General features: G+C 58.3%; 18 protein-coding genes and 1 tRNA gene. 9 read left to right on the top strand and 10 right to left on the bottom strand.

The genetic code is table 11. From position 1 onward, the window contains the following. The first annotated feature begins 55 nt into the window (after positions 1–55). The 5 genes from OKB77_RS16905 (at position 56) to OKB77_RS16885 (ending at position 2,911) form a co-directional block, all read left to right on the top strand. Complete coding sequence (locus OKB77_RS16905) at positions 56–559, top strand: NifB/NifX family molybdenum-iron cluster-binding protein (RefSeq protein ID WP_270818003.1); 504 nt, start codon at positions 56–58, stop codon at positions 557–559. Positions 560–651: 92 nt separating this feature from the next. Continuing rightward, positions 652–1,371: an SLAC1 anion channel family protein gene (locus tag OKB77_RS16900; RefSeq protein WP_270818002.1), complete on the top strand. Its 720-nt coding sequence runs from the start codon at positions 652–654 to the stop codon at positions 1,369–1,371. Between the two features lie 215 nt (positions 1,372–1,586). Then, positions 1,587–1,928, top strand: a complete 342-nt coding sequence (locus tag OKB77_RS16895; RefSeq protein ID WP_005353600.1) for a carboxymuconolactone decarboxylase family protein — start codon at positions 1,587–1,589, stop codon at positions 1,926–1,928. Between the two features lie 49 nt (positions 1,929–1,977). Beyond that, on the top strand, positions 1,978–2,415 hold the full coding sequence (locus tag OKB77_RS16890; RefSeq protein ID WP_270818001.1) for a PaaI family thioesterase: 438 nt from the start codon (positions 1,978–1,980) through the stop codon (positions 2,413–2,415). A 4-nt stretch (positions 2,416–2,419) separates the two neighbouring features. Then, entirely contained in the window at positions 2,420–2,911 is a 492-nt protein-coding gene (locus OKB77_RS16885) for a Dps family protein (protein WP_270818000.1), read from the top strand. Positions 2,912–3,210: 299 nt separating this feature from the next. Here the strand turns inward: OKB77_RS16885 and OKB77_RS16880 are convergent, their stop codons facing one another. From OKB77_RS16880 to OKB77_RS16870, 3 genes are all read right to left on the bottom strand, one after another. Further along, a complete protein-coding gene (locus OKB77_RS16880) occupies positions 3,211–3,828 on the bottom strand; it encodes a pseudaminic acid biosynthesis-associated methylase (RefSeq protein WP_270817999.1) in 618 nt (205 codons plus the stop codon). Positions 3,829–4,238: 410 nt separating this feature from the next. After that, positions 4,239–4,502, bottom strand: coding sequence for a hypothetical protein (locus OKB77_RS16875; RefSeq protein WP_270817997.1), 264 nt, complete (start codon positions 4,500–4,502; stop codon positions 4,239–4,241). A 222-nt stretch (positions 4,503–4,724) separates the two neighbouring features. Next, positions 4,725–5,762 carry a Mal regulon transcriptional regulator MalI gene (locus tag OKB77_RS16870; protein ID WP_270817996.1) on the bottom strand — a complete coding sequence of 346 codons (1,038 nt, stop codon included), beginning with the start codon at positions 5,760–5,762 and terminating at the stop codon, positions 4,725–4,727. Positions 5,763–6,053: 291 nt separating this feature from the next. Between OKB77_RS16870 and malX the strand changes: the two genes are divergently transcribed. Together malX and OKB77_RS16860 are read left to right on the top strand one after the other, a co-directional pair. Next, positions 6,054–7,625 (top strand): maltose/glucose-specific PTS transporter subunit IIBC, encoded by a 1,572-nt coding sequence (malX, locus tag OKB77_RS16865; RefSeq protein ID WP_270817995.1) that lies wholly within the window; start codon positions 6,054–6,056, stop codon positions 7,623–7,625. An 87-nt stretch (positions 7,626–7,712) separates the two neighbouring features. Beyond that, positions 7,713–8,903, top strand: a complete 1,191-nt coding sequence (locus OKB77_RS16860) for a MalY/PatB family protein (protein ID WP_270817994.1) — start codon at positions 7,713–7,715, stop codon at positions 8,901–8,903. 53 nt (positions 8,904–8,956) lie between these two features. On the opposite strand, the gene OKB77_RS16855 is transcribed toward OKB77_RS16860, so the two are convergent. The 6 genes from OKB77_RS16855 to OKB77_RS16830 form a co-directional block, all read right to left on the bottom strand. After that, positions 8,957–9,538 (bottom strand): hypothetical protein, encoded by a 582-nt coding sequence (locus tag OKB77_RS16855; RefSeq protein WP_270817993.1) that lies wholly within the window; start codon positions 9,536–9,538, stop codon positions 8,957–8,959. 342 nt (positions 9,539–9,880) lie between these two features. Then, entirely contained in the window at positions 9,881–10,402 is a 522-nt protein-coding gene (gene ruvC, locus OKB77_RS16850; RefSeq protein ID WP_005334512.1) for a crossover junction endodeoxyribonuclease RuvC, read from the bottom strand. 115 nt (positions 10,403–10,517) lie between these two features. Beyond that, complete coding sequence (locus OKB77_RS16845) at positions 10,518–11,567, bottom strand: efflux RND transporter periplasmic adaptor subunit (protein WP_270657464.1); 1,050 nt, start codon at positions 11,565–11,567, stop codon at positions 10,518–10,520. Positions 11,568–11,582: 15 nt separating this feature from the next. Further along, positions 11,583–14,645 (bottom strand): efflux RND transporter permease subunit, encoded by a 3,063-nt coding sequence (locus OKB77_RS16840; RefSeq protein ID WP_270817992.1) that lies wholly within the window; start codon positions 14,643–14,645, stop codon positions 11,583–11,585. Positions 14,646–14,812: 167 nt separating this feature from the next. Further along, positions 14,813–17,152: an acyl-CoA dehydrogenase gene (locus OKB77_RS16835; protein WP_270817991.1), complete on the bottom strand. Its 2,340-nt coding sequence runs from the start codon at positions 17,150–17,152 to the stop codon at positions 14,813–14,815. 48 nt (positions 17,153–17,200) lie between these two features. After that, a complete protein-coding gene (locus OKB77_RS16830; RefSeq protein WP_005334507.1) occupies positions 17,201–17,854 on the bottom strand; it encodes a TetR/AcrR family transcriptional regulator in 654 nt (217 codons plus the stop codon). A 468-nt stretch (positions 17,855–18,322) separates the two neighbouring features. Here OKB77_RS16830 and OKB77_RS16825 point away from each other — a divergent pair, with 468 nt between their 5' ends. Together OKB77_RS16825 and OKB77_RS16820 are read left to right on the top strand one after the other, a co-directional pair. Beyond that, positions 18,323–19,063: a phosphatase gene (locus OKB77_RS16825; RefSeq protein ID WP_088869562.1), complete on the top strand. Its 741-nt coding sequence runs from the start codon at positions 18,323–18,325 to the stop codon at positions 19,061–19,063. Between the two features lie 89 nt (positions 19,064–19,152). Further along, positions 19,153–19,228, top strand: a tRNA-Thr gene (locus tag OKB77_RS16820). A 111-nt stretch (positions 19,229–19,339) separates the two neighbouring features. Here the strand turns inward: OKB77_RS16820 and OKB77_RS16815 are convergent. After that, positions 19,340–19,848: DinB/UmuC family translesion DNA polymerase (locus tag OKB77_RS16815; RefSeq protein ID WP_270817990.1), on the bottom strand; the 509-nt coding region annotated here is incomplete at its 5' end.

Below are 19,848 nucleotides of genomic sequence, written 5' to 3'. Positions count from 1 at the left end.
GTGCAGAATGGCAAGGGGCAGGGCCGGAATATCAACAGTGATAGCAGGAGGTCAAATGACCATCATCACAGCCATTCCGATGAATGACGACCATATCGCAGGACATTTTGCCAAGGCAGAGCGCTTTGTATTCGTAGATGAACAGAGGAGCACCCTGGCAGAGATCGCCAATCCGGTGGCTGGCAACGAGTGCAAAAGTGCGTTGGCGGAGCTGCTTCAGGCGCAGGGGGCCCGTCGTATCGTGTTGAAAAATATTGGTAGCAAGATGCTTGGCAAGCTGCTGGGCAGTGGGCTTGCCGTCTATCAGGCCAGTCAGGGGCGTCTCGCTATGGCCGACATGCTGAGCAATGAGTCGGGCAATCTGACCGAGCTGACATCCGCTGAACAGGGCAGTGCATCGCGCTGCGCAGAGGGGGCTGGCCATCACGGCAAGGGAAGCCGTCAATGCGCTCCCCGTGGCCGCCTTGGCAAAGGGGGTTGCTGCAAGTCAGCCTCCGGACAACAGCAGGGCTGTCAGGGTAACCGTCAGCACAACCACAAGAAATGTTGTGAAGAGTAAGCACAACCGCTAGGCCGAACTGGAGGGGAACGTTGATGGAAAACCTGAATCAAGAGGGTAAGCAAATCCCCTCCATAACCAAGATTGCACATATGCCTGTCACACTGTTTTCAATCATCATGGGGCTGACGGGGGCGGCGATTGCCTGTCGCAAGGCGTTTCCGGATCTGCTGCTGTTGCAGTCGGCAGGGTTCCTGTTCGGGGTCTTGTCTTCCCTGCTACTTGTGACGTTTCTGGTGATGTATGGCTGGAAAATTCTCAGACACAATGACGAGTTCCTGCATGAGCTGAAACACCCGGTCAGGATCAACTTCTTCCCGACCATCTCAATCAGCTTGCTGCTGCAATCCGCCTACTGGGCCAGCTGGCATGATGCAGCGCTGGCCCTCTGGTCGGCGGGCGCCAGCTTGCAGCTGCTCTTCACCCTCTACATCATGAGCAACTGGATCCATCGCGACCATTTCACAATCACCCACACCAACCCGGCATGGTTTATACCGATTGTCGGCAATATCGTGGTGCCCCTGGGGGGCGTGCCGCTTGGCTTTCACGAGATCAGCCTGTTCTTCTTCAGCATTGGCCTTATTTTCAGGTTCTCTCTGCTGACCATAGTGCTCTATCGGCTGTTCTTTCATGAGAGCCTGCCCGAGAAGCTGATGCCCACCATGTTTATTCTGCTGGCACCACCTTCCATCGGATTTATCTCGTATAGCGAAATAGCCAGTTCCAGCGACCTGTTTGCCCATGTCATTTATTATTTTGCGCTGTTTGTATTTATCTTGCTGATGTACAACACCCTCACTTTTTTTTAAACTGAAATTTTTTCTCTCTTCGTGGGCGTACTCATTTCCACTGGCGGCGTTTTCCGCAGCCTCGGCCATGTTTGCCGACGCAACCGGGAATATCATTCCATATTATCTGGCCAAAACAGTGGTGTGTGCCCTGATTGTATTGATCATCTGGTTAATCAGCATGACAGTGCAGTCATTCTATAAAGGTGAGATTTTCACACCGGAGAAATAACGTGATGAAAAATTATCGAGAGATCAATAAAGAACAACACCAGCTTGGCTCTGCTTATCGCAAGAGCAGCCCGGATACCATGAATGCGTTTATTGCGCTGCACAAAGCCGTTATGAAAGAGGACGAGGCGTTGGCGTTGAAATATCGGGAAATGATCGCCCTCGGTATTGGTATCGCTTCCCGCTGCGATGGCTGCATTGCCGCCCATGTTGCCGGAGCCGTGAAGGCCGGCGCTTCGCGAGCGGAACTGATTGCCACCGTGGATGTCGCGGTATTGATGGGAGGCGGCCCCTCCATCATCTATGGCACCCAGGCACATGCCGCCATCGAAGAGCTGCTCTCCTAGCACTCTGTTCTCAACATGCGAGTGGCCAAATAGCGAGTGAATAGATCAAGTGGATGAATATCAATCAGAGAACTATCAACAGACCATGATGTCCCACGCCCGTTGCATGGTGTGTGGCACTCATAATCCGGATTCACTGGGAATTCGCTTTGATCAGGGGGAGGAAGGGACGACGGAAGGGCTGTTTATTGCCAACCAGCGCCATCAGGGTTACAGCGATATTTTGCATGGCGGCATGACCAGCACCCTGCTCGATGCGGTGATGACACATGCGTTGCTGCAACGGGGAATAAGAGGATTAACAGCGGAGCTGACCGTTCGTTTTATTGCTCCCATCGATATCGGCAGCAAAGTAGCGCTGTCGGCCAGAATAGTCGACCAGCGTCACGGTATCTATCGCCTGAATGCCGTAGCGTCGGTCGGCGGGATGATTGTTGCAAAAGCATCGGCCAAATTTATCAAGCCGAAAGCCAATAACAGGAGTTAGCGTGATGAAAAAAGAGAGTGTGGTTTTACCAGAAATGGATATAGGTATTTCAGCCGCCGATCGCAAGAAAATTGCAGATGGATTGTCGGCACTGCTTGCCGATAGTTACACCCTTTATTTGATGACCCACAATTTTCACTGGAACGTAACCGGCCCGCAGTTCAACAGCCTGCACAATATGTTTATGGATCAATACATCGAGCAGTGGAATGCGCTGGATGTTATCGCCGAGCGGATCCGCGCATTGGGCTTCCCCGCACCCGGCACATACAAGGAGTTTGTCCGTCTCTCCTCCATTGAGGAGGTCGAAGGGGTGCCCTGTGCCAGTGAAATGCTCAAACATCTGGTGTTGGCGCAAGAAGCCACGGCGAGAACCGCCAGAAAACTGTTCGATCTGGTCGATGCCGTTAATGACCAGCCCACCGCCGATGTGCTGACCCAGCGTATCGATATTCATGAAAAAACCGCCTGGATGCTAAGAAGCATGCTCTCTTGATGGCGTGGGGCTGCCATATCTTTGGCAGCCCGATCTTACCTACCCGTTTGGCCCAACCGAGCCCTTTGCTGCAGCCGTTTGGTTCGATAGCGATGCACGAGCCAGTCAATTCCCGCCATTGCCGCTGCGACGCCGATCACGAGCATAGTGCCTGGAGTGAAGCTCTTCATGGATGCAGTGTCTCTTTTCCCTAGTAATGGTTATGGCACAATGAAGGTGTCGCACTATTAGGATTAGTTTATTAGATGAACATTAATATATTAGCCCCTAATGGAATTTGCATTTTTAAGTAAGTTGCTTTAACTTTTTTCAAGTAAAAACCATGTATTGTCATCTTGTGGGTAGCGGGGGGCGCGATGATAGATAAATCCGTAATCAACCAGTCTTAAATTGTATTTATCTATCAATTCTCCTGCAAAATCTCGCTTAAATAATAGCTCGCCATGTCCACGATACTCTATTGTAACAGGTGTTGGGTTGTAATATTCGCAAATCAAAATGTATCTATTTGATAAGTTATACAGGTTGTTATATACATTATCCAATTCATTTGGGTTGATATGAATCAAGACCCCTTTAGTGAAACTTAAATCATACTTAATGTTAGCTGGGATATTTTCTATAATTGTTTCATGGTGAATTGATGCAATATTTAATTCCCTGGCTTTGTTAACAGCATTTTCATTTATCTCATATCCACACAGCTTTAATTTTGAGTTTATCTGATGTAATGCTTGTAAATTCAAGCCTATATTACAACCCAATTCAATAACTGTATTTATATTTTTAGTGGCGCAAAAGACTTTTTTAAAAAAATCAACATTGGACTCTAAATATTCATGGCCTTTATTTCTAGAGATATAACTGTTACCAAAATCTCCAGCCCAGAATTCTTCTTGTTCGGTTTTGAATTTCATAAATATCCTTTTTTTAGTTACTATTAAGGAATCGCAAGCATGTTGGTTAAGAACCGTAAGTCTGATTAGCGAAGCGTAATCGGACGTTAGCGAATATTCTATCAATATATCGGTTGTTGGGCTTCGCCCTGCACCAACCTACAAACCCCACGCTACCGCCCGTGGATTACAGCCTCCAGCCTGCTGCTGTTTTCCGGCGATGTGGTGGATGGCGAAACGGCTGCACAGGGTTATCTCTGCAAGAGTGGTTGCCAAGTGGGGCATATTAATCGAGAGAGGGGCAGGGTAAAACCGCAGTCGGGCAAAAACCTGCCAAAGATCAATAAATTGCTCATTAAGTGGGTGTTATATGTCCGCTTGGTGCGGCGACCGCAAGCTGAGCTTTGCCTCTTGTCAGGGGCAGCAGCCACTCAATACTCCAGAAACTTCTCCCCGCAGCGTTCGCAGATCAGATGTTTTACATGGGTGGTCTGGTGGGCCAGTGTTTCACCAAACGCCCAGTTGGTGATGCTGCTGGAAGTAAAGGCTTGCCAGAAGGCTTTGCGCGGATCCTTGGGCATGATGTCCTGGCTGTGATCGCGGGCGACCAGCACCACGATATGGCGGGTACGCTCCCTGCATTTGTCACAGCGATGGATTTCAGTTGGCGGATTCTGGTCGTGCGGGTTGCTCATAAAGGGGCTCGTAAAGAGATGCGGGCGCCCATCATATTCCTCTCCACTTGACTCTCAATCTCTCCTTGCCAGCGCAGTGAGCAGGCTCACATTTTGCGCCCCCTCTTTGTTATTTGCCCGCGCGCCGCAGCCGTGTGCTTCTGGCCGATGCCCGCTTCTGCGGTTTGCTGGTGAGCGATGATGATATGGCGGGTGGGGTGAGCTCGGGCTTGTCCAGCTAGTTCAGGCTGATTCTCGCTTCTGCAAGTTGGGGGTGATGATATGGCGGTTGGGAGCGAGCTCGGGTTGCTGCATCCGGGTCAGCAGGCGCCTTGCCGCCTGACGGCCGATTTCGCGGGCCGGTGAGCTGACAAAGGTGAGGGCGGGGGAGGTGAGTTCGGCCTCCGCAACGTCGTCAAAACCGAGCAGGGCCACCTGCTGGCCGATGTAGTTATCCTTGCCCACGGTGCGGCCGCTCGCCTCAACGCCATAGATGGCGCCGAGCGCCACCTCGGGGTAGTGGCAGAGCACGGCGGTCACCTTGGGGTGCTGGTGCAGCAGTTGGGCGATGGTGTCGGCGGCGCTGCGCTGGGTGCGTTCGCACTCCAGTACCCACTCAGGTTTGAAGGGCAGGCCATATTGCAGCAGGCTGGCGCAGTAGCCGCCGATGCGCTCGGCGCGGGTGAGGGAGTCGGTCCGTCCGCCGACGTAGGCGATATGGCGGTGGCCCTGTTCGATAAGGTAGGTGGTGGCCTGCTTGGCGGCGTGGGTGTTGTCAGGGCCGATAAAATCTACGTCATCACGATAGTAGGAGCGGGCGGCGCACACCACCGGCAGCTCGGAGTCGAGCAGGGTCTCCAGGGTTTTTGCCGCCGCGCCGCGCACCGGATTGAAGATGATGCCCGCCACCCCTTGCCGTGACAGGGAGTGGATGCTCTGCTGCAGCCGCTCCGGACTGTGGCCGCACTGGGTCAGAAACAGCAGATAGCCCTGCTGCTCCAGCACCTCGCTCACCCCGGCGGTCACCTCGGTATAGAAGGGGTCGGTGATGTCGCGCAGGATCAGCCCCACCAGATTGGACTGCTGGCTGCGCAGGTTGGCGGCGGCGCTGTTGGGCACGTAGTCGAGCTCTTTTATCGCCTGTTGCACACGCTCGGCGGTGGCCGGGGAGATGCGCCCCTTGCCGTTGAGCACCATGGAGACGGTGGTGACCGACACTCCCGCCCGCTGGGCGACATCGGTGATCTTGGTGGCTTTGGCAGAGAGGGATTTGGGCGACATAGGGCGAACGGACGACGGACAGTTGAAAGCGAGGCCCCAGCATACCTGCTCAGATGCTCAAGTGAAACGTTACATCACCATTGGGCCGATCCGGCTCACAAATTTGGAACCTGCTGCCAGTCAGCCCCCTTTTTCTGTGATCTTGTCGGCACTTGTAGTTTGATAAAACGTTTTATCATCCAGCAAAACCTGATGCTGACCCGCGCCTTTTGCTTCGAGATTGCGTCGAGATTGCCTCGAGCGGGGGAGGGCAGCCGCAGATATTGCTGTCTATTCACAAGGAGCCGTTTCATGGCCAAGCCTCAAGCCAAATCCACTATCTGGGAGTTCCTGCAGAGCCTCGGCAAGACCTTTATGTTGCCGGTCGCCCTGCTGGCCTTCTCGGGCATCCTGCTCGGTGTCGGCAGCTCGCTCACCAGCGATGCGGTCAAGCAGAGCATGCCCTTCCTCGACAATACCGTGCTGCAACTGCTGTTCCTCTGGATGACCAAGGTGGGGCTGGTAGCCTTTATCTACCTGCCGGTGATGTTTGCGGTGGCCATTCCGCTCGGGCTGGCGCGGGAAGAGAAGGGGGTCGCGGCCTTTGCCGGTTTCGTTGGCTATGCGGCGCTCAACCTCTCCATCAACTTCTACCTCACCGTGGCCAACGTCATCGGTGACGCGGCGGCGGAGAAGGCCTACGGGGTGAAATCGATCCTCGGTATCAGCTCCATCGACACCGGGATCCTGGGGGCCATCATCGTCGGGGTGATCGTCGCCAAGTTGCACGCCCGTTTCTACACCTACAAGATGCCCGATGCGCTCGCCTTCTTCGGCGGTGCCCGCTTCGTGCCCATCATCACTGTATTGGTGCTTGGTGTCGTCGGTCTGGTCGTGCCGTTCGCCTGGCCCTGGTTTGCCGCCGGTATCAACGGTATCGGGGCACTCATTTCCCACGCCGGTCCCTTCGGCCCCTTCCTGTTCGGTACCGGTGAGCGCCTGCTGCTGCCGCTCGGTCTGCACCACATTCTGGTGGCGCTCATTCGCTTTACCGAAGCGGGCGGCACCCAGCTGGTATGCGGTCACGAGGTGAGCGGCGCCCTCAATATCTTCTACGCCGAGCTCTCCTGCGCCGATACTTCCGGCTTCTCGGTCTCTGCCACCTCCTTCCTCTCGCAGGGCAAGATGCCTGCCTTCCTCGGCGGCTTGCCGGGCGCGGCGCTCGCCATGTATCACTGCGCTCGCCCGGAAAATCGCGGCAAGATCAAGGCGCTGCTGGTCTCCGGCGTGGTGGCCTGCGCCATCGGCGGCATCACAGAGCCGCTGGAGTTCCTGTTCCTGTTCGTGGCACCGGTGCTCTACGTTATTCACGCCATCCTGACGGGTCTGGGCTTTATGACCATGGGGCTGCTCGGCGTCACCATCGGCAACACTGACGGCAACCTCATCGATTTTCTGGTGTTCGGCGTGCTGCAAGGCACCGCCACCAAGTGGTATCTGGTGCCGGTCGCGGCCGCTATCTGGTTTGCCATCTACTACAGCGTGTTCCGCTTCGCCATCGTGCGCTTTAACCTGAAGACCCCGGGCCGCGAAATTGAAACCAGCGAGGCTGCCCAGCCCGCAGGCAAGAAGGCAGGCAACAGCGGTTACAACGGTGAAATCATCCTCAATGCGCTGGGCGGCGCTGATAACATCCTCGCGCTTGATAACTGCATCACCCGCCTGCGGATGTCGGTGCAGGATATGAGCCGGGTCGATGACAAGGTATTGAAAGCGAACGGCGCCATCGGGGTGATCAAGCTCGACGAGCACAACCTGCAGGTGGTGATCGGCCCGCAGGTGCATCTGGTGAAAAACCAGCTGCAGAGCCTGATGGGGGCCTGAACCGGCCAATAAGATCCGAACGGGGGGCGCAAGCCCCCCTTGTTTGCCTCTCCCAATATGTCTCCTGTTTATGGAGGGAGAAACTTCATGCACGATATTTATGACTTCGACCGCGTGGTCGACCGCCACGGCACCTACTGCACCCAGTGGGACTATGTAGCCGACCGTTTTGGCCATGCCGATCTGCTCCCCTTTACCATCTCCGACATGGATTTCGAGACCGCCCCCTGCATTCGCCAGACGTTGGCAACCCGCCTTGAGCACGGGGTATTTGGCTACAGCCGCTGGAATCACGACGACTTCAAGGGGGCGGTGAGCGACTGGTTTGCTCACCGCTACGGGGCGAGCCTCGACCCCGAGACGCTGGTCTACGGCCCCTCGGTCATCTATGTGATTGCCCAGCTGGTGAGCCTCTGGTCGGCGCCGGGGGAAGGGGTGCTGGTGCATACCCCTGCCTACGATGCCTTCGGCAATATGCTGACTGCCAACGACAGGGTGCTGTTGCCCTGTCCGCTTAAAAAAGAGCAGGGGAGTTACCAGATCGACTGGCAATGTTTCGAGCAGCAAGCCGCTCGCCCCGATTGCCGGATTTTGCTGCTCTGCAGCCCCCACAACCCCACTGGACGGGTCTGGACGCGGGATGAACTCGGCCGGATGGCCGCCATCTGCCAGCGCCACGGGGTCAAGGTCATCTCGGACGACATCCATATGGATGTGAGCTTTGCCCGCTATCTGCCGTGGAGCGAGGTGGCACCGGACGATCACTGGGCGCTGGTGAGCTCGGGCTCCAAATCCTTCAATATTCCCGCCCTTGGCGGCGCCTACGCCTTTATCGCCAACGCAGCGGCGCGGGCCGCCTATCTGCAGCGGCTCAAGGCGGCCCATGGCCTCTCATCGCCGCCCATTCTCGGGGTGCTGGCCCATATCAGTGCCTATCGGGACGGCGCTGCCTGGCTCGATGCCCTGAAAAGCTATCTGCACGGCAACCTCGACCATGTGGCGGCGCGACTCAACGCCGCCTTCCCCGCCATCGACTATCGGGTGCCCGAGGGAACCTATCTCGCCTGGATTGACCTGCGCGGCCTCGGCATCGACTCCACCGAACGGATGGATGCGCTGCAAACCTTGCTGGTGGAGAAATACCGGGTCGCCATCATGCGCGGCGACACCTACGGCCCGGAAGGCACAGGCTATATCCGCCTCAACGTCGGCTGCCCGCGCTCGAAGGTTGACCAAGGGCTCGACTCCCTGATCGGCGCGCTGGGGGAGGTGGTTTAACACAGAACCCCTTGCCAATGCTGGCAAGGGGCACTGAACCATAAGATACCTGTTTACATACAGCGAACGGCTTTCTGCCGTGCGATGATATAGTCTCCCAGCGAGGCGTAACCATCCACCCCCTGCGGGGCTGCGCCTGGGTTATGGCGCAGATTATCTTGGTAGGCTGTCAGCGCTTGAGCCAGGGATGAACAGGTACTTTTTTGATCCTGCAGTTCCTGATAGACAGAGGCTTTTAGTAGCTGCACATTGCTCAGCTTGTCGTAAGCGGTTGTTGTATTTAGCTGAGTGGCGGCCTGCTCCAGATATGCTGCTGCCTTGATTGTCCTGTTTTGCAGGTTGACTGTCTGATCTATAAATCCTTGTTCTTTATAGTGTTCTGCCCAAGTAGAACCAACGGAAGAAGATAGGAGTAGCAGGGCATATTCTCTATCTGCCATGGCATGGCAAACCGCGTCTTCCTTGCAAAGGTGTCTGGCTTCGACGATAAGTTTTTCTGCAGCGGTTGCCCGCCCATGTTCAATCAGCACATCTGCTTGGGCCAGATTTTGCCAAGGGTCGTTGCTTATTACGACGCCAGCAGCAGAACAACCACATAGCAGAAGGGCGATAGCGGAAAGTCCGATTTTTTCCATATCTAATTCTTCCTTGGCGTGATTCATATCAGTTTGTAACTCGAGGTTGTATTGTTTGCGGCCACGACTAATTGAAAGCAAGTATCTATTGCCAAGAGTGTGATTTATAAGCCTCTTTGGCGTTGTGTCTGATGGCAATACGGTACGGGTTTACGATGATAATCGAGTTGCTCGTCACGTCGGCGCACGTGTCGCTCGATTGCAACTTTTGATGGAGCTGGCGTGCATGACCTTGCTCTCCGGATTGCTCTCTATTCCGCGCCCAAAACAAAACCGCCCCGGAGTTCCGGGGCGGTTTTTTATTTAACGATACCGAGATTAGCCGTGGGGGGACACAAGGGCTCAGCGATAGCGGCCACGTACCGAGCTGCTGGCGCGGCCGGCCATCTTGATCAGGCTCTGGCGGGTGTGGAGGTGGCAGAGCGCGACGCCGAGGGCATCTGCCGCATCCGCCTGCGGGGTGGCTGAGAGTTTCAGCAGATGGGTCACCATATGCTGCACCTGCTCCTTGGCGGCGCCGCCGGTACCGACCACTGCCTGCTTGATCTGGGTGGCAGAGTATTCGCTCACCGGCAGATAGGCGTTGACCGCGGCGACGATGGCGCTGCCCCGGGCCTGCCCCAGCTTCAGGGCCGAGTCGGCGTTGCGGGCCATAAAGACCCGTTCGATGGCAAACTCGGTGGGTTTGAACTGGGTGATGATCTCGCATACCCCGTCATAGACCTGCTTGAGGCGCTCCGGCAGCTCGCCGCAATCGGTGCGGATGCAGCCAGAGCCCAAGTATTCGGCCTTGCCGCCCACGACCCGGATAACCCCGTATCCGGTGATCCGCGAACCCGGATCGATGCCCAAAATAATGCTCATGGGTGTTGATTGCTCTAAACGCGAGTGATGGCCGCCAAGATAGCAAACTGTGGCCCGTTTGGCTGTATGTTCCGGGTCAAGCGGGTAAAGATTGGCCAGCCGGCGTCGGGCGTGGTTAGCCCTTGAACAGCGCTATGGTGTCGCCATCCTGCAGGCTGCCGGCACCGCGCACCACCACCCGATCCCCCTGCTTGAGGGCGCCGCTCACCGCCACCTGCTGGCTGTCGCCAAACAGCACGGTGACCGGCACCCGATTCACCTTGAGCGCCTTGCCGCTTCGCGCCACCTGATAGACCACGCTGCCATCGGTGCCGAGCACCAGAGCGTCCCGGGGCAGCAGCATGCTCTGTTGCTCCCCCAGTGGCAGGGCAACCCGTACCGGCGAGCCGATGATGAAAGTGCCCGCTTCCGGTTTGAGGCGCAGCTCGATGAGGCGCGACTTGGGATCGGCGCTGGCGGCCCGCTGGTAATAGACGCCGTGACCGCTCAGCTGCTCCCCCTCCACCCGCAGCCGGGTTTGCGGCGCCAGCTGCTGGGCCCAGAGAATGGGGGCCTGCAGGCGGATATCCGGCTGATCCGGGTTGACCAGCTCCAGCGCCTGCTCGCCCGCGTCCACATGCTCGCCGGGCTGGATGAAGTGGTTGTTCACCACTCCGTCGAACGGGGCATAGATGTGGCTGCGGCGCAGCTGTTCCTCAATTTGGTTCACCTGTATGGCGGCCAGCCGCTCGGCCAGCGCGGCCTGCTCCACATCGTAACTGGCCTTGTCGTATTGGCTCTGGGAGGCGCTCTTTTGCTGGTGCAGTCGGGTGATCCGCTGGGATTCGGCGCGGGCGAAGCGCAAGTTGCTCTGCCATTTCGCCTGCTCGGCGCGAGCCTGCTCCAGCGAGAGGCGCAGCGCCGCGCTGTCGAGGCGCAGCAGCTCATCCCCTTTTTTGACCCGGCTGCCAAATTCGGCGATCCATTCCACCCGGCCGCTCACTTCGGCGCTGAGTGCCGCCTGCTGGCGACTCGCCACCGTGCCGCTGACCCAGATATTGGCGGCCGCATCCCCTTGGGTCACATCCGCCAGGGTCACCATCTTGCCCTGATCGGCCAATACCGGTAGCGCACTGCCTGCAATCAGCGCAGCGCCAGCCAACATTCGGGTAATCATATGTGTCATCGATGAGCTCCTTGCTCAGGCCCGCTGGCGCAGGGGTTGTGGGATCGCCACCTGCTCCCCGAGACGCAGGAAGGCAGGCAACAGGATCAGGGTAAACAGGGTGCTGCAACTCATGCCGCCGACAATGACGGTGGCGAGCCCGCGGTAAATTTCGCTCCCCTCGCTCGGGCTCAGCATCAGCGGCAGCATGCCGAAGATGCTGGTGAGGCTGGTCATGGCGATGGGGCGCATCCGGCTTTGCAAGGCATCAGCTACCGCCAGCTGACGGCTCATGCCGTCCCGCTCGGCGGTGCGGGTCTGATGCACCAGCAGGATAGCGTTGTTGACCACCAGTCCCAGCAGGATGACAAAGCCGATGATGGTGAGCAGATCCATCGGCAGCGGCACCAGCAGCCCGCTCAGTTGCAGCGCCAGCACGCCGCCAACCGAGGCAAGGGGCAGGGTGAGCAACACCAGCAGGGCATCCTTGAGGGAGGCAAACACCCCCCACAGCAGCACCAGCAGGATCACCACGGCAAACAGGAAGATGGTCCCCAGATTGTCGAGCGCCTGTTGCAGGCTGTCGGCGTTGCCGGCAATGCGCAGCTCGCCACCAGCGGGCAGCAGGGGGCGGATGGCGGCAAAACTGCGGTTTTTCAGGGTGTCGAGCACCTGCTCCATGGTCATGCCTGCCGGGGGCGCTATCTGCAGGCTGATGCTGCGCCGCCCATCGGCCCGGAAGATGCTGGCCGGGCCCATGTCATGCTCCACCCGCAGCAGCTCGCCAAGGGGAACGATGCGCCCGGAGGGAGTGGCCAGCGGCACTGCCTTCAGTTCGTCCGGATTGGCGGAGCTCTGCCCCATCAGCATGATGTCGAGCCGATCCTCGCCGTCGAAATACTCGCCAACCCGCAAGCCGTCGCCAAAGGTCTGGATGATGGTGGGCAGGGGCGTGCGATCCCAACCTACTTCGGCGAGACGCCGATCTTGCGGCACCAGTTTGAGCTCGGGGGCGGTGAAGTCGAGACTCGGCTCGGGCCGAATCTGTGCTCCCGGCAAGTCCTTGTTGAGGATCCCCATGCTGGCACGGGCAGCCTGATAGAGCTCGGGCAGGTTGCCTCCCTGCAGCAGCAGGGAGACGCCGTTCTCGCTGTCAAAGCCGCCAAACAGCGACCCCTGACCGCCGAACACCCGGGTGTCGGGAATACCCACCAGCAGCTGTTTCATCAACAGGCTCTCCAGCTCCTTGATGCGGGTCTCGTCCTTGGGGCGCACGCCAATCTGGGCGCCCCCCGGGTAGCGCAAGATGTAGTAGTTCTTGAGGGCAGGCTCTTTCTCCCCCTTCATGTAGGGGGCGAGGCGGGCGATCAGGGTATCGATCACCTCTTCGCGCTGGGCCTTGAGGTTGACCCCGGGGGTGAAGTTCATCCAGACATCCACCGCGTCCCGTTTCACGTCCGGCAGATAGTCCATCTTGGGCAGTAGCGCCCAGGTGGCCAGTGCCGGCAGACTCATCATCAGGGTGATGACCGCCCAGCGCTGGCGTGAGGTCGAGGTCCAGCGGATCACATGACGGGTAGTGCGCTGCCACAGCGACTCATAGGGATCGGTCAGCGTTTCACGCCCCATCCAGCGCGCCGCCACCGCAGGCAGCACGATGACGGCGACCAGCATGGAGACTGTCACGGCGCAGGCGATGGTGAGCGCCAGATCGGCAAACAGCTGACCCTCCACATCGTTGAGCAGCAGCACCGGCAGGAAGATGGCGACCGTGGTGAGGGTGGAGGCGACCAGCGCCGTCCACACCTGGCTGGTACCTTCGAGCGCCGCCTCCGCCTTGCTCAAATCCCCCCGCTCGTGGCGCCGGTAGATACTCTCCAGCACCACGATGGCGGCGTCGAGCACCATACCGACGGCAAAGGCGATGCCCGCCAGCGAGATGATGTTGAGGGTGCGGTCCATCACCTTGAGCAGGCAGAAGGTGAGCATGATGCTGATGGGGATGGCGAGGGCAATCATCAGGGTCGCCTTGAGCTGGCGCAGGAAGAGCCAGAGGATGGCGCAAGAGAGCAGCACCCCGAGCCCCAGGTTGGCAGTGACCATGCTGACGGCGCGATTGATGTAGAGGGAGGCATCGAACGACTGCTCCATGTGCAGCCCGACCGGCTCCAGCACCTCGCGGTTGAGCTCGTTCACCCGGGCCTTGATCGCCTCAAGGGATGCCAGGGCATTGGCGCCGCTCTCCTTGAAGATCTGGGCGGCGATGGCGGTATTGCCGTTCTGGATCCGCAGCACCGGGTTCTCTTCCCTGGCCACCCTTACCTCCGCTACATCCCGCAGATAGATGGGCAGGCCATTGCGCCAGTCCACCACCTTGTCTCCCAGCGTCTCGACATCGTAGCGACCGGCGAAGCGCAGCTTGTACTCCCAGCGCCCGATGTCGAGGGTACCGGCCGACACGTCCCAGCCGGTGGTGGCCCGGCTGGCCAGCACCGGGATCTCCACTCCCAGCTCGGCGGCGCGGTAGGGGTCGAAGCGGATCTGGATCTGGCGCTCGTTGATCCCCTCGACTGCGACCGTCGAGACCCCTTCGATGCGTTCCAGCTCGGGTTTGACCCGCGCCTCGATCAACGCCTGATGATCATCGATCACCCCTTTGGCGCCGGGCAGTTGCTGGATGAAGAAGAAGGTGAGGGTATCGTTGCTGCTGTAGTTGTTGACGTAGGGGCCGCCAATCTTGTCCGGCAGTCCCGAGACCCGGTTCAATCGCGAAATCACATCGAGTTGGGCCCGTTGCATGTCGGTGCCGAGGGCAAACTCCATGTCGATTTCGGTAAAGCCGGGATAGCTGTTGCTGACAAGGCTCTTGAGCCCCTGTACCCCCTGCATCTCCTGCTCGATGGGGTCGGTGATCTCCGACTCCATCTCCTGGGGAGAGGCTGAACGCCAGCTCACCGAGATGTTGAGGTGTGGACGGTCGATGTCGGGGAACAGCTGGATCGGCAGTCCCCGGATGCTGAGCAGGCCCAGCAGGAAAATCAGCACGATCGAGACCGCCACCCAGATGGGGCGTTCGATCGCCGTTTTGGCGAGGTTCATTCACTCTTCCTGAGTTGTTGTTATCGGCCATTCCGCTGGCCTTGCTTCCAAAGTCCCTGCAACAGGGACTCAAGCATTTAACTGGAATTCTCCCGGCTTGTAAATGCATGGTTAACAAACAAAAAAACCGGCCACGAGGGCCGGTTTGGTACAGGGTTGCCAGGGGATCAGGCGGCGTGTTCGACCTTGTTTGGCTGCTTGTTTGCTTGCTGGGAGAAGCCTTCCAGCTCGCCCGGGGCGAAGTTGTCTACCTGGATCGCTTCGTAGCGAAGGGCATCGGCGGCCAGCAGTTTGTCCGCTTCGTCCTTGCTCAGGATGGAACCGGCCAGTGCGGCGGCAACCAGCTCCGGCAGTGCCAGTTTGCGGGGCAGTTTGCCCTCTTTCTGGGCCTGCACCAGCTTCTTCTCGTAGGGCTGCACAGCGACCATGGCCTGGAAGGCGCGCTCCATCAGGCCGACCGGATCCGCCTCGTCTTTGCCCACATAGCAGAGGGCGGTCAGACGGTCGCGGAACTCGCCCGGCTTCATCATGGCCAGACAGATGGCGTGGCAGCGATCGTCGGCCGGCATCTTGTAACCGACGCCGAACGGGAACACCACGCGCTTGAGTACGGCACCCACCACCTTGTTCGGGAAGTTCTGGAAGAAGCCCTCGAACGCCTTGCCAATCAGGTAGAGGTTGCGCTCCACCGCGTACTGCACGAACGGCAGATCGGAGACCATGCGGCCCTGATCCTCGTAGTGCTTGAGGGTGGCGGAGGCCAGATAGAGGTGGCTCAGCACGTCACCCAGACGGGCGGAGATCATCTCCTTGCGCTTGAGATCGCCACCCAGCATCAGCATGGAGACGTCGGCGCACAGGGCCAGCCCTTTACTCATACGGGACAGCTGTTTGTAGTAGCGGGCGGTTTCGCCAGCTACCGGCGCGCTGTTGAACTGACCCAGAGTCAGCCCCTGGAACAGGGAGCCGAAGAAGTTGCCGGCGCCGAAGGCGATGTGCTTCATCAGCAGGGCGTCAAACTTCTCGAGACCGCGTTCCACGTCGGTATCGGCCGCCGCTTCCAGCTCGGCAAAGACGTATGGGTGGCAGCGGGTAGCCCCTTGCCCGAAGATCATCAGGTTGCGGGTCAGGATGTTGGCCCCTTCCACCGTGATGGCGACCGGAATCCCCATGTAGGCGTAGCCGGTGTAGTTTTTCGGCCCCAGCTGGATTGCACGGCCGGCGTGGATGTCCATGGAGTCATCCATGATCTGGCGCGCCATCTCGGTCATGTGGTACTTGGAAATCGCAGTGACGATGGCCGGCGCCTGACCCAAGTCCAGCGAACCTGCAGTCATGCGACGTGCCCCTTCCAGCTGATAGGTGAGGCCACCGATGCGGGCCAGCGCTTCCTGCACCCCTTCAAACTTGCCGATGGACATGCCGAACTGCTTGCGCACATAGGAGTAGGCGCCCACGGTGCGGCTCGCCATGTGACCGCAAGCGGTGCCCAGAGCAGGCAGCGAGATGCCGCGACCGGCGGAGAGGCACTCAACCAGCATGCGCCAGCCACGGCCGGCGTAATCCGGGCCGCCGATGATCCAGTCGAGCGGAATGAACACATCCTTGCCGAAAGTCGGGCCGTTCAGGAACGCCAGACCCATGGGGTAGTGGCGATCGCCGACGCGCACGCCGGGGTGGCTGGTGGGGATAAGCGCGCAGGTGATGCCCAGCTCTTCCTTGTCACCCAGCAGTTTTTCCGGGTCATAGAGTTTGAACGCAAGTCCCAGCACGGTGGCGCGCGGCGCCAGGGTGATGTAGCGCTTGTTCCAGTTGAGGCGAATACCCAGCACCTCTTCACCCTTGTGCATCCCTTTGCAGACGATTCCCTTGTCAGGAATGGCACCTGCATCGGAGCCCGCTTCCGGCCCGGTCAGGGCGAAGCAGGGCACCTCTTTGCCACTAGCCAGCCCCGGCAGCCAGAAATCTTTCTGGGCCTGGGTGCCGTAGTGCATCAGCAGCTCGCCTGGGCCGAGGGAGTTCGGCACCATGACGGTAACCGCCACGCTCAGGCTCTTGGTGGCAATGCGGGTGACGATGGTGGAGTTGGCGATCGCCGAGAATTCGCGGCCGCCGTAGGATTTCGGGATGATCAGGGAGAAGAAGCCTTCCTTCTTCAGATAGTCCCACACCGGCTCCGGCAGGTCCTTGGTTTCGTTGACGATCTTGAAGTCGTCAACCATGGCGAGCAGGGTTTCGACCTGATTGTCGATAAAGGCCTGCTCCTCTGCGGTCAGTTCGGCCTTGCCGTAACCGTGCAGTTTTTTCCAGTCGGGGTTGCCGCGAAACAACTCGCCATCCCACCAGACGGAGCCGGCTTCCATGGCCTCCCGCTCGGTAGCTGACAAGGGCGGCAGAATCTTTTTGAAGATGCCGAACACCGGACTGGTTACCACCTTTTTACGGATGGAGGGCACGCCGAGCACAACGGCTATCGCCAGCACCAGCAGGACAAGCAATGTGATCATACCGAAGTTCCTTCTATTTCACTGTTTCCGTTGATTTATTGTTGGTTGTTACACGGCCAGGGAGAGCCTGGTCGACTCCACGGGCGCCCCGACTCCGGACGCCAGATAAGGAATAACGTTGCGCACCAGCCCTTCCACATCGAGTTGCTGGCCAAAATCGGCCAGGGCGATGTCGCGCAGGGCATCGGCAGAGGCCATGGTGAATACGACGGTGCCCAGGGTGAAGTGCAGGCGCCAGAAGAGATCCGCGGGCGACAGGGCCGGATTGGCCTTGGAGATGGCCTGGGTGATCCGCTGCAAAATGGGGCCATAGTGGGCGGTGATAAAGCGGCGCAGGTGGCCCTGGCTGTCGATATAGCCGCGCCCCAGCAGTTGCATGAAGATGGCCGGGCCGTTGGCCCGCACTGCCGAGAGCTTCATCAGCGGCTCGACAAAACTTTCAAACAGTTGCAGCAGGGTCAGCTGCTCCTGCTCCATCAGTACCCGCAGGCGCGCATCGAGATCGGGCATAAACAGGCTCAGATAGCGGTCGAGTACCGCCTGGATCAGCTCCTTCTTGGAGCCGAAGTGATAGTTCACCGACGCCAGATTAACGTCGGCTTCACTGGTGATCAGACGCAAAGAGGTATCGGCGAATCCCCGCTCGGCAAACAGCACTTCAGCGGCGTCGAGAATACGGTTTTTGGTATCGATTTTACTCACTGGACACCTCACTTAAACGAATGTTTAAAAAGTACGTTTCATAACGTGAAGTGTCAAGGGAATGTGAATGAGTGTTAGCGGAATGTTTTTCGATGAAAAAAGCAAAGTGGGCGGAACTTAGTCAAAAAGCAGGACTCTATATCTATGCCACTGCAATTAAACATTAAGTCTCGCCCAACCTGCACCATGCTAGTTGGGCCTTTTTTTGCGCGTCTGTTACCGGTTTGCGGTTTGCAGGCAAAAAAAACCGCCGCAGGGCGCGACGGTGGGGAAAGTGAGTTCGCGTCATCCTGACAGCAAACTGTCGATGCGAGTTCAGGCATGTATCGACGGGGGCAGTATGCCAGCCAGAGCCCCTCAGACTATGTCAGCTTCGCGGTATTTTGTGACAAAGTGTGGCAAGCACTGGCGTGGCCCAAGCTGCCGCTCTTTGCTATGCTGCCCTTTCAAAATATGAGGGGAGAGAAGATGAAGTACCCGGTCGATACCCACACTCACACCATTGCCAGCACCCATGCCTACAGCACCATCCACGACTATCTGCCGATAGCCAGGGCCAAGGGGATCAAGCTGTTTGCCACCACGGATCACGGGCCCGAGATGGCCGATGCCCCTCATGTCTGGCACTTTGCCAACTTGCCGATCTTGCCAAGAGTGGTGGATGGGGTAGGGATTCTGCGGGGTATCGAGGCCAACATCAAAAACCTGGAGGGGGAGATCGATTTTCCCGAGCGTTACGAGTCGCGTCTGGACATGATCATGGCGGGCTTTCATGAGCAGGTATTCCCTCCCTGCGATCAGGCAACCCACACCCAGGCGATGATCAACGCCATCAAGAGTGGCCGGGTCGATATGATCAGCCACCCGGGCAACCCCTCATTTCCCATCGACATTCAGGCAGTGGTCAAGGCGGCGGCCGACTATCGGGTAGCGCTGGAGATCAACAACTCCTCCTTCATTCACTCGCGCCCGGGTAGCGAAGGTAATTGCCGTGCCATCGTCGAAGCCGCGCGAGATCTGGGGGCCTATCTCACCTTCGGCTCCGATTCCCACGTGGCATTTACTCTTGGCGATTTTGACCACTGCCATCGTCTGGTGACCGAAGCGGGCTTCCCGCAAGAGCGGATCCTGGTGCGCTCCCCCCGTGCCCTGCTCGAATTTCTCGAAAGCCGCGGCCGGGCCCATATCCCCGAGTTTGTCGATCTGTAAATCGGGCTCTAACACCATGAGCCAACTCATAAAATCGAGCTGGCTCAATTGACTTGCCGGTCATTTTTTATGAATGTGGAGAGCAACAAGCCGGTATAGCTCAGTTGGTAGAGCAGCGCATTCGTAATGCGAAGGTCAGGAGTTCGATCCCCCTTATCGGCACCATATAAAACAAAGGGTTAGCTTCTTGGCGAAGCTAACACTTTGTGCTTTTGGGCTTGGGGTACCACGTGGGGTACCACATCTAGCAAACGGTAGGCACATTACTGTATCCACTTACCTAGCTACCGGCAGGTCCTCCCAGCGGGTGGTGTAGCAGGGGCTCAGGTGCTCTTGTCGCATCATCCACTCAGGCGACCCCGCGCCTTGGCTGGCAAAGCCTACGCGCCCCAATCCCTTGGCTTTGATCTGGTCCATCACTGCCATCAGCGCGTCCGATTGAGCGGAGGACGGGGCAAACAGATCGGCCTGTTGCTGCCCCTTGGGGGTGAACTCACTCAGCATGACGCCCCCCTTCTGATAGCGGTAACCATCGCGCCAAATCTGCGCTAGCAGCACGTTCACTTGCTGCAGCAGCAACCGGGTATCATCGCTAGGGCAGACCAGCCGGATGCCCGCCTGCTCACGGTAGTAAGGAGCTCGTTCATCAAAGGGGCTGGTTCGCACGAACAGGTGCACCCGCTGGCAACACATCCCCTCGGCCCGCAGCTTCTCGGCTGCGCGAGCCATAAAGCCTGACAACGCTTGGGCCATTTCTCCACGGTCAGTCACGCGCTCACCAAAGG

This window comes from Aeromonas sp. Y318-3 (assembly GCF_027706185.1).
Taxonomy (GTDB): Bacteria; Pseudomonadota; Gammaproteobacteria; order Enterobacterales; family Aeromonadaceae; genus Aeromonas; species Aeromonas veronii.
This window is presented reverse-complemented; position numbering and strand designations above follow the sequence as displayed.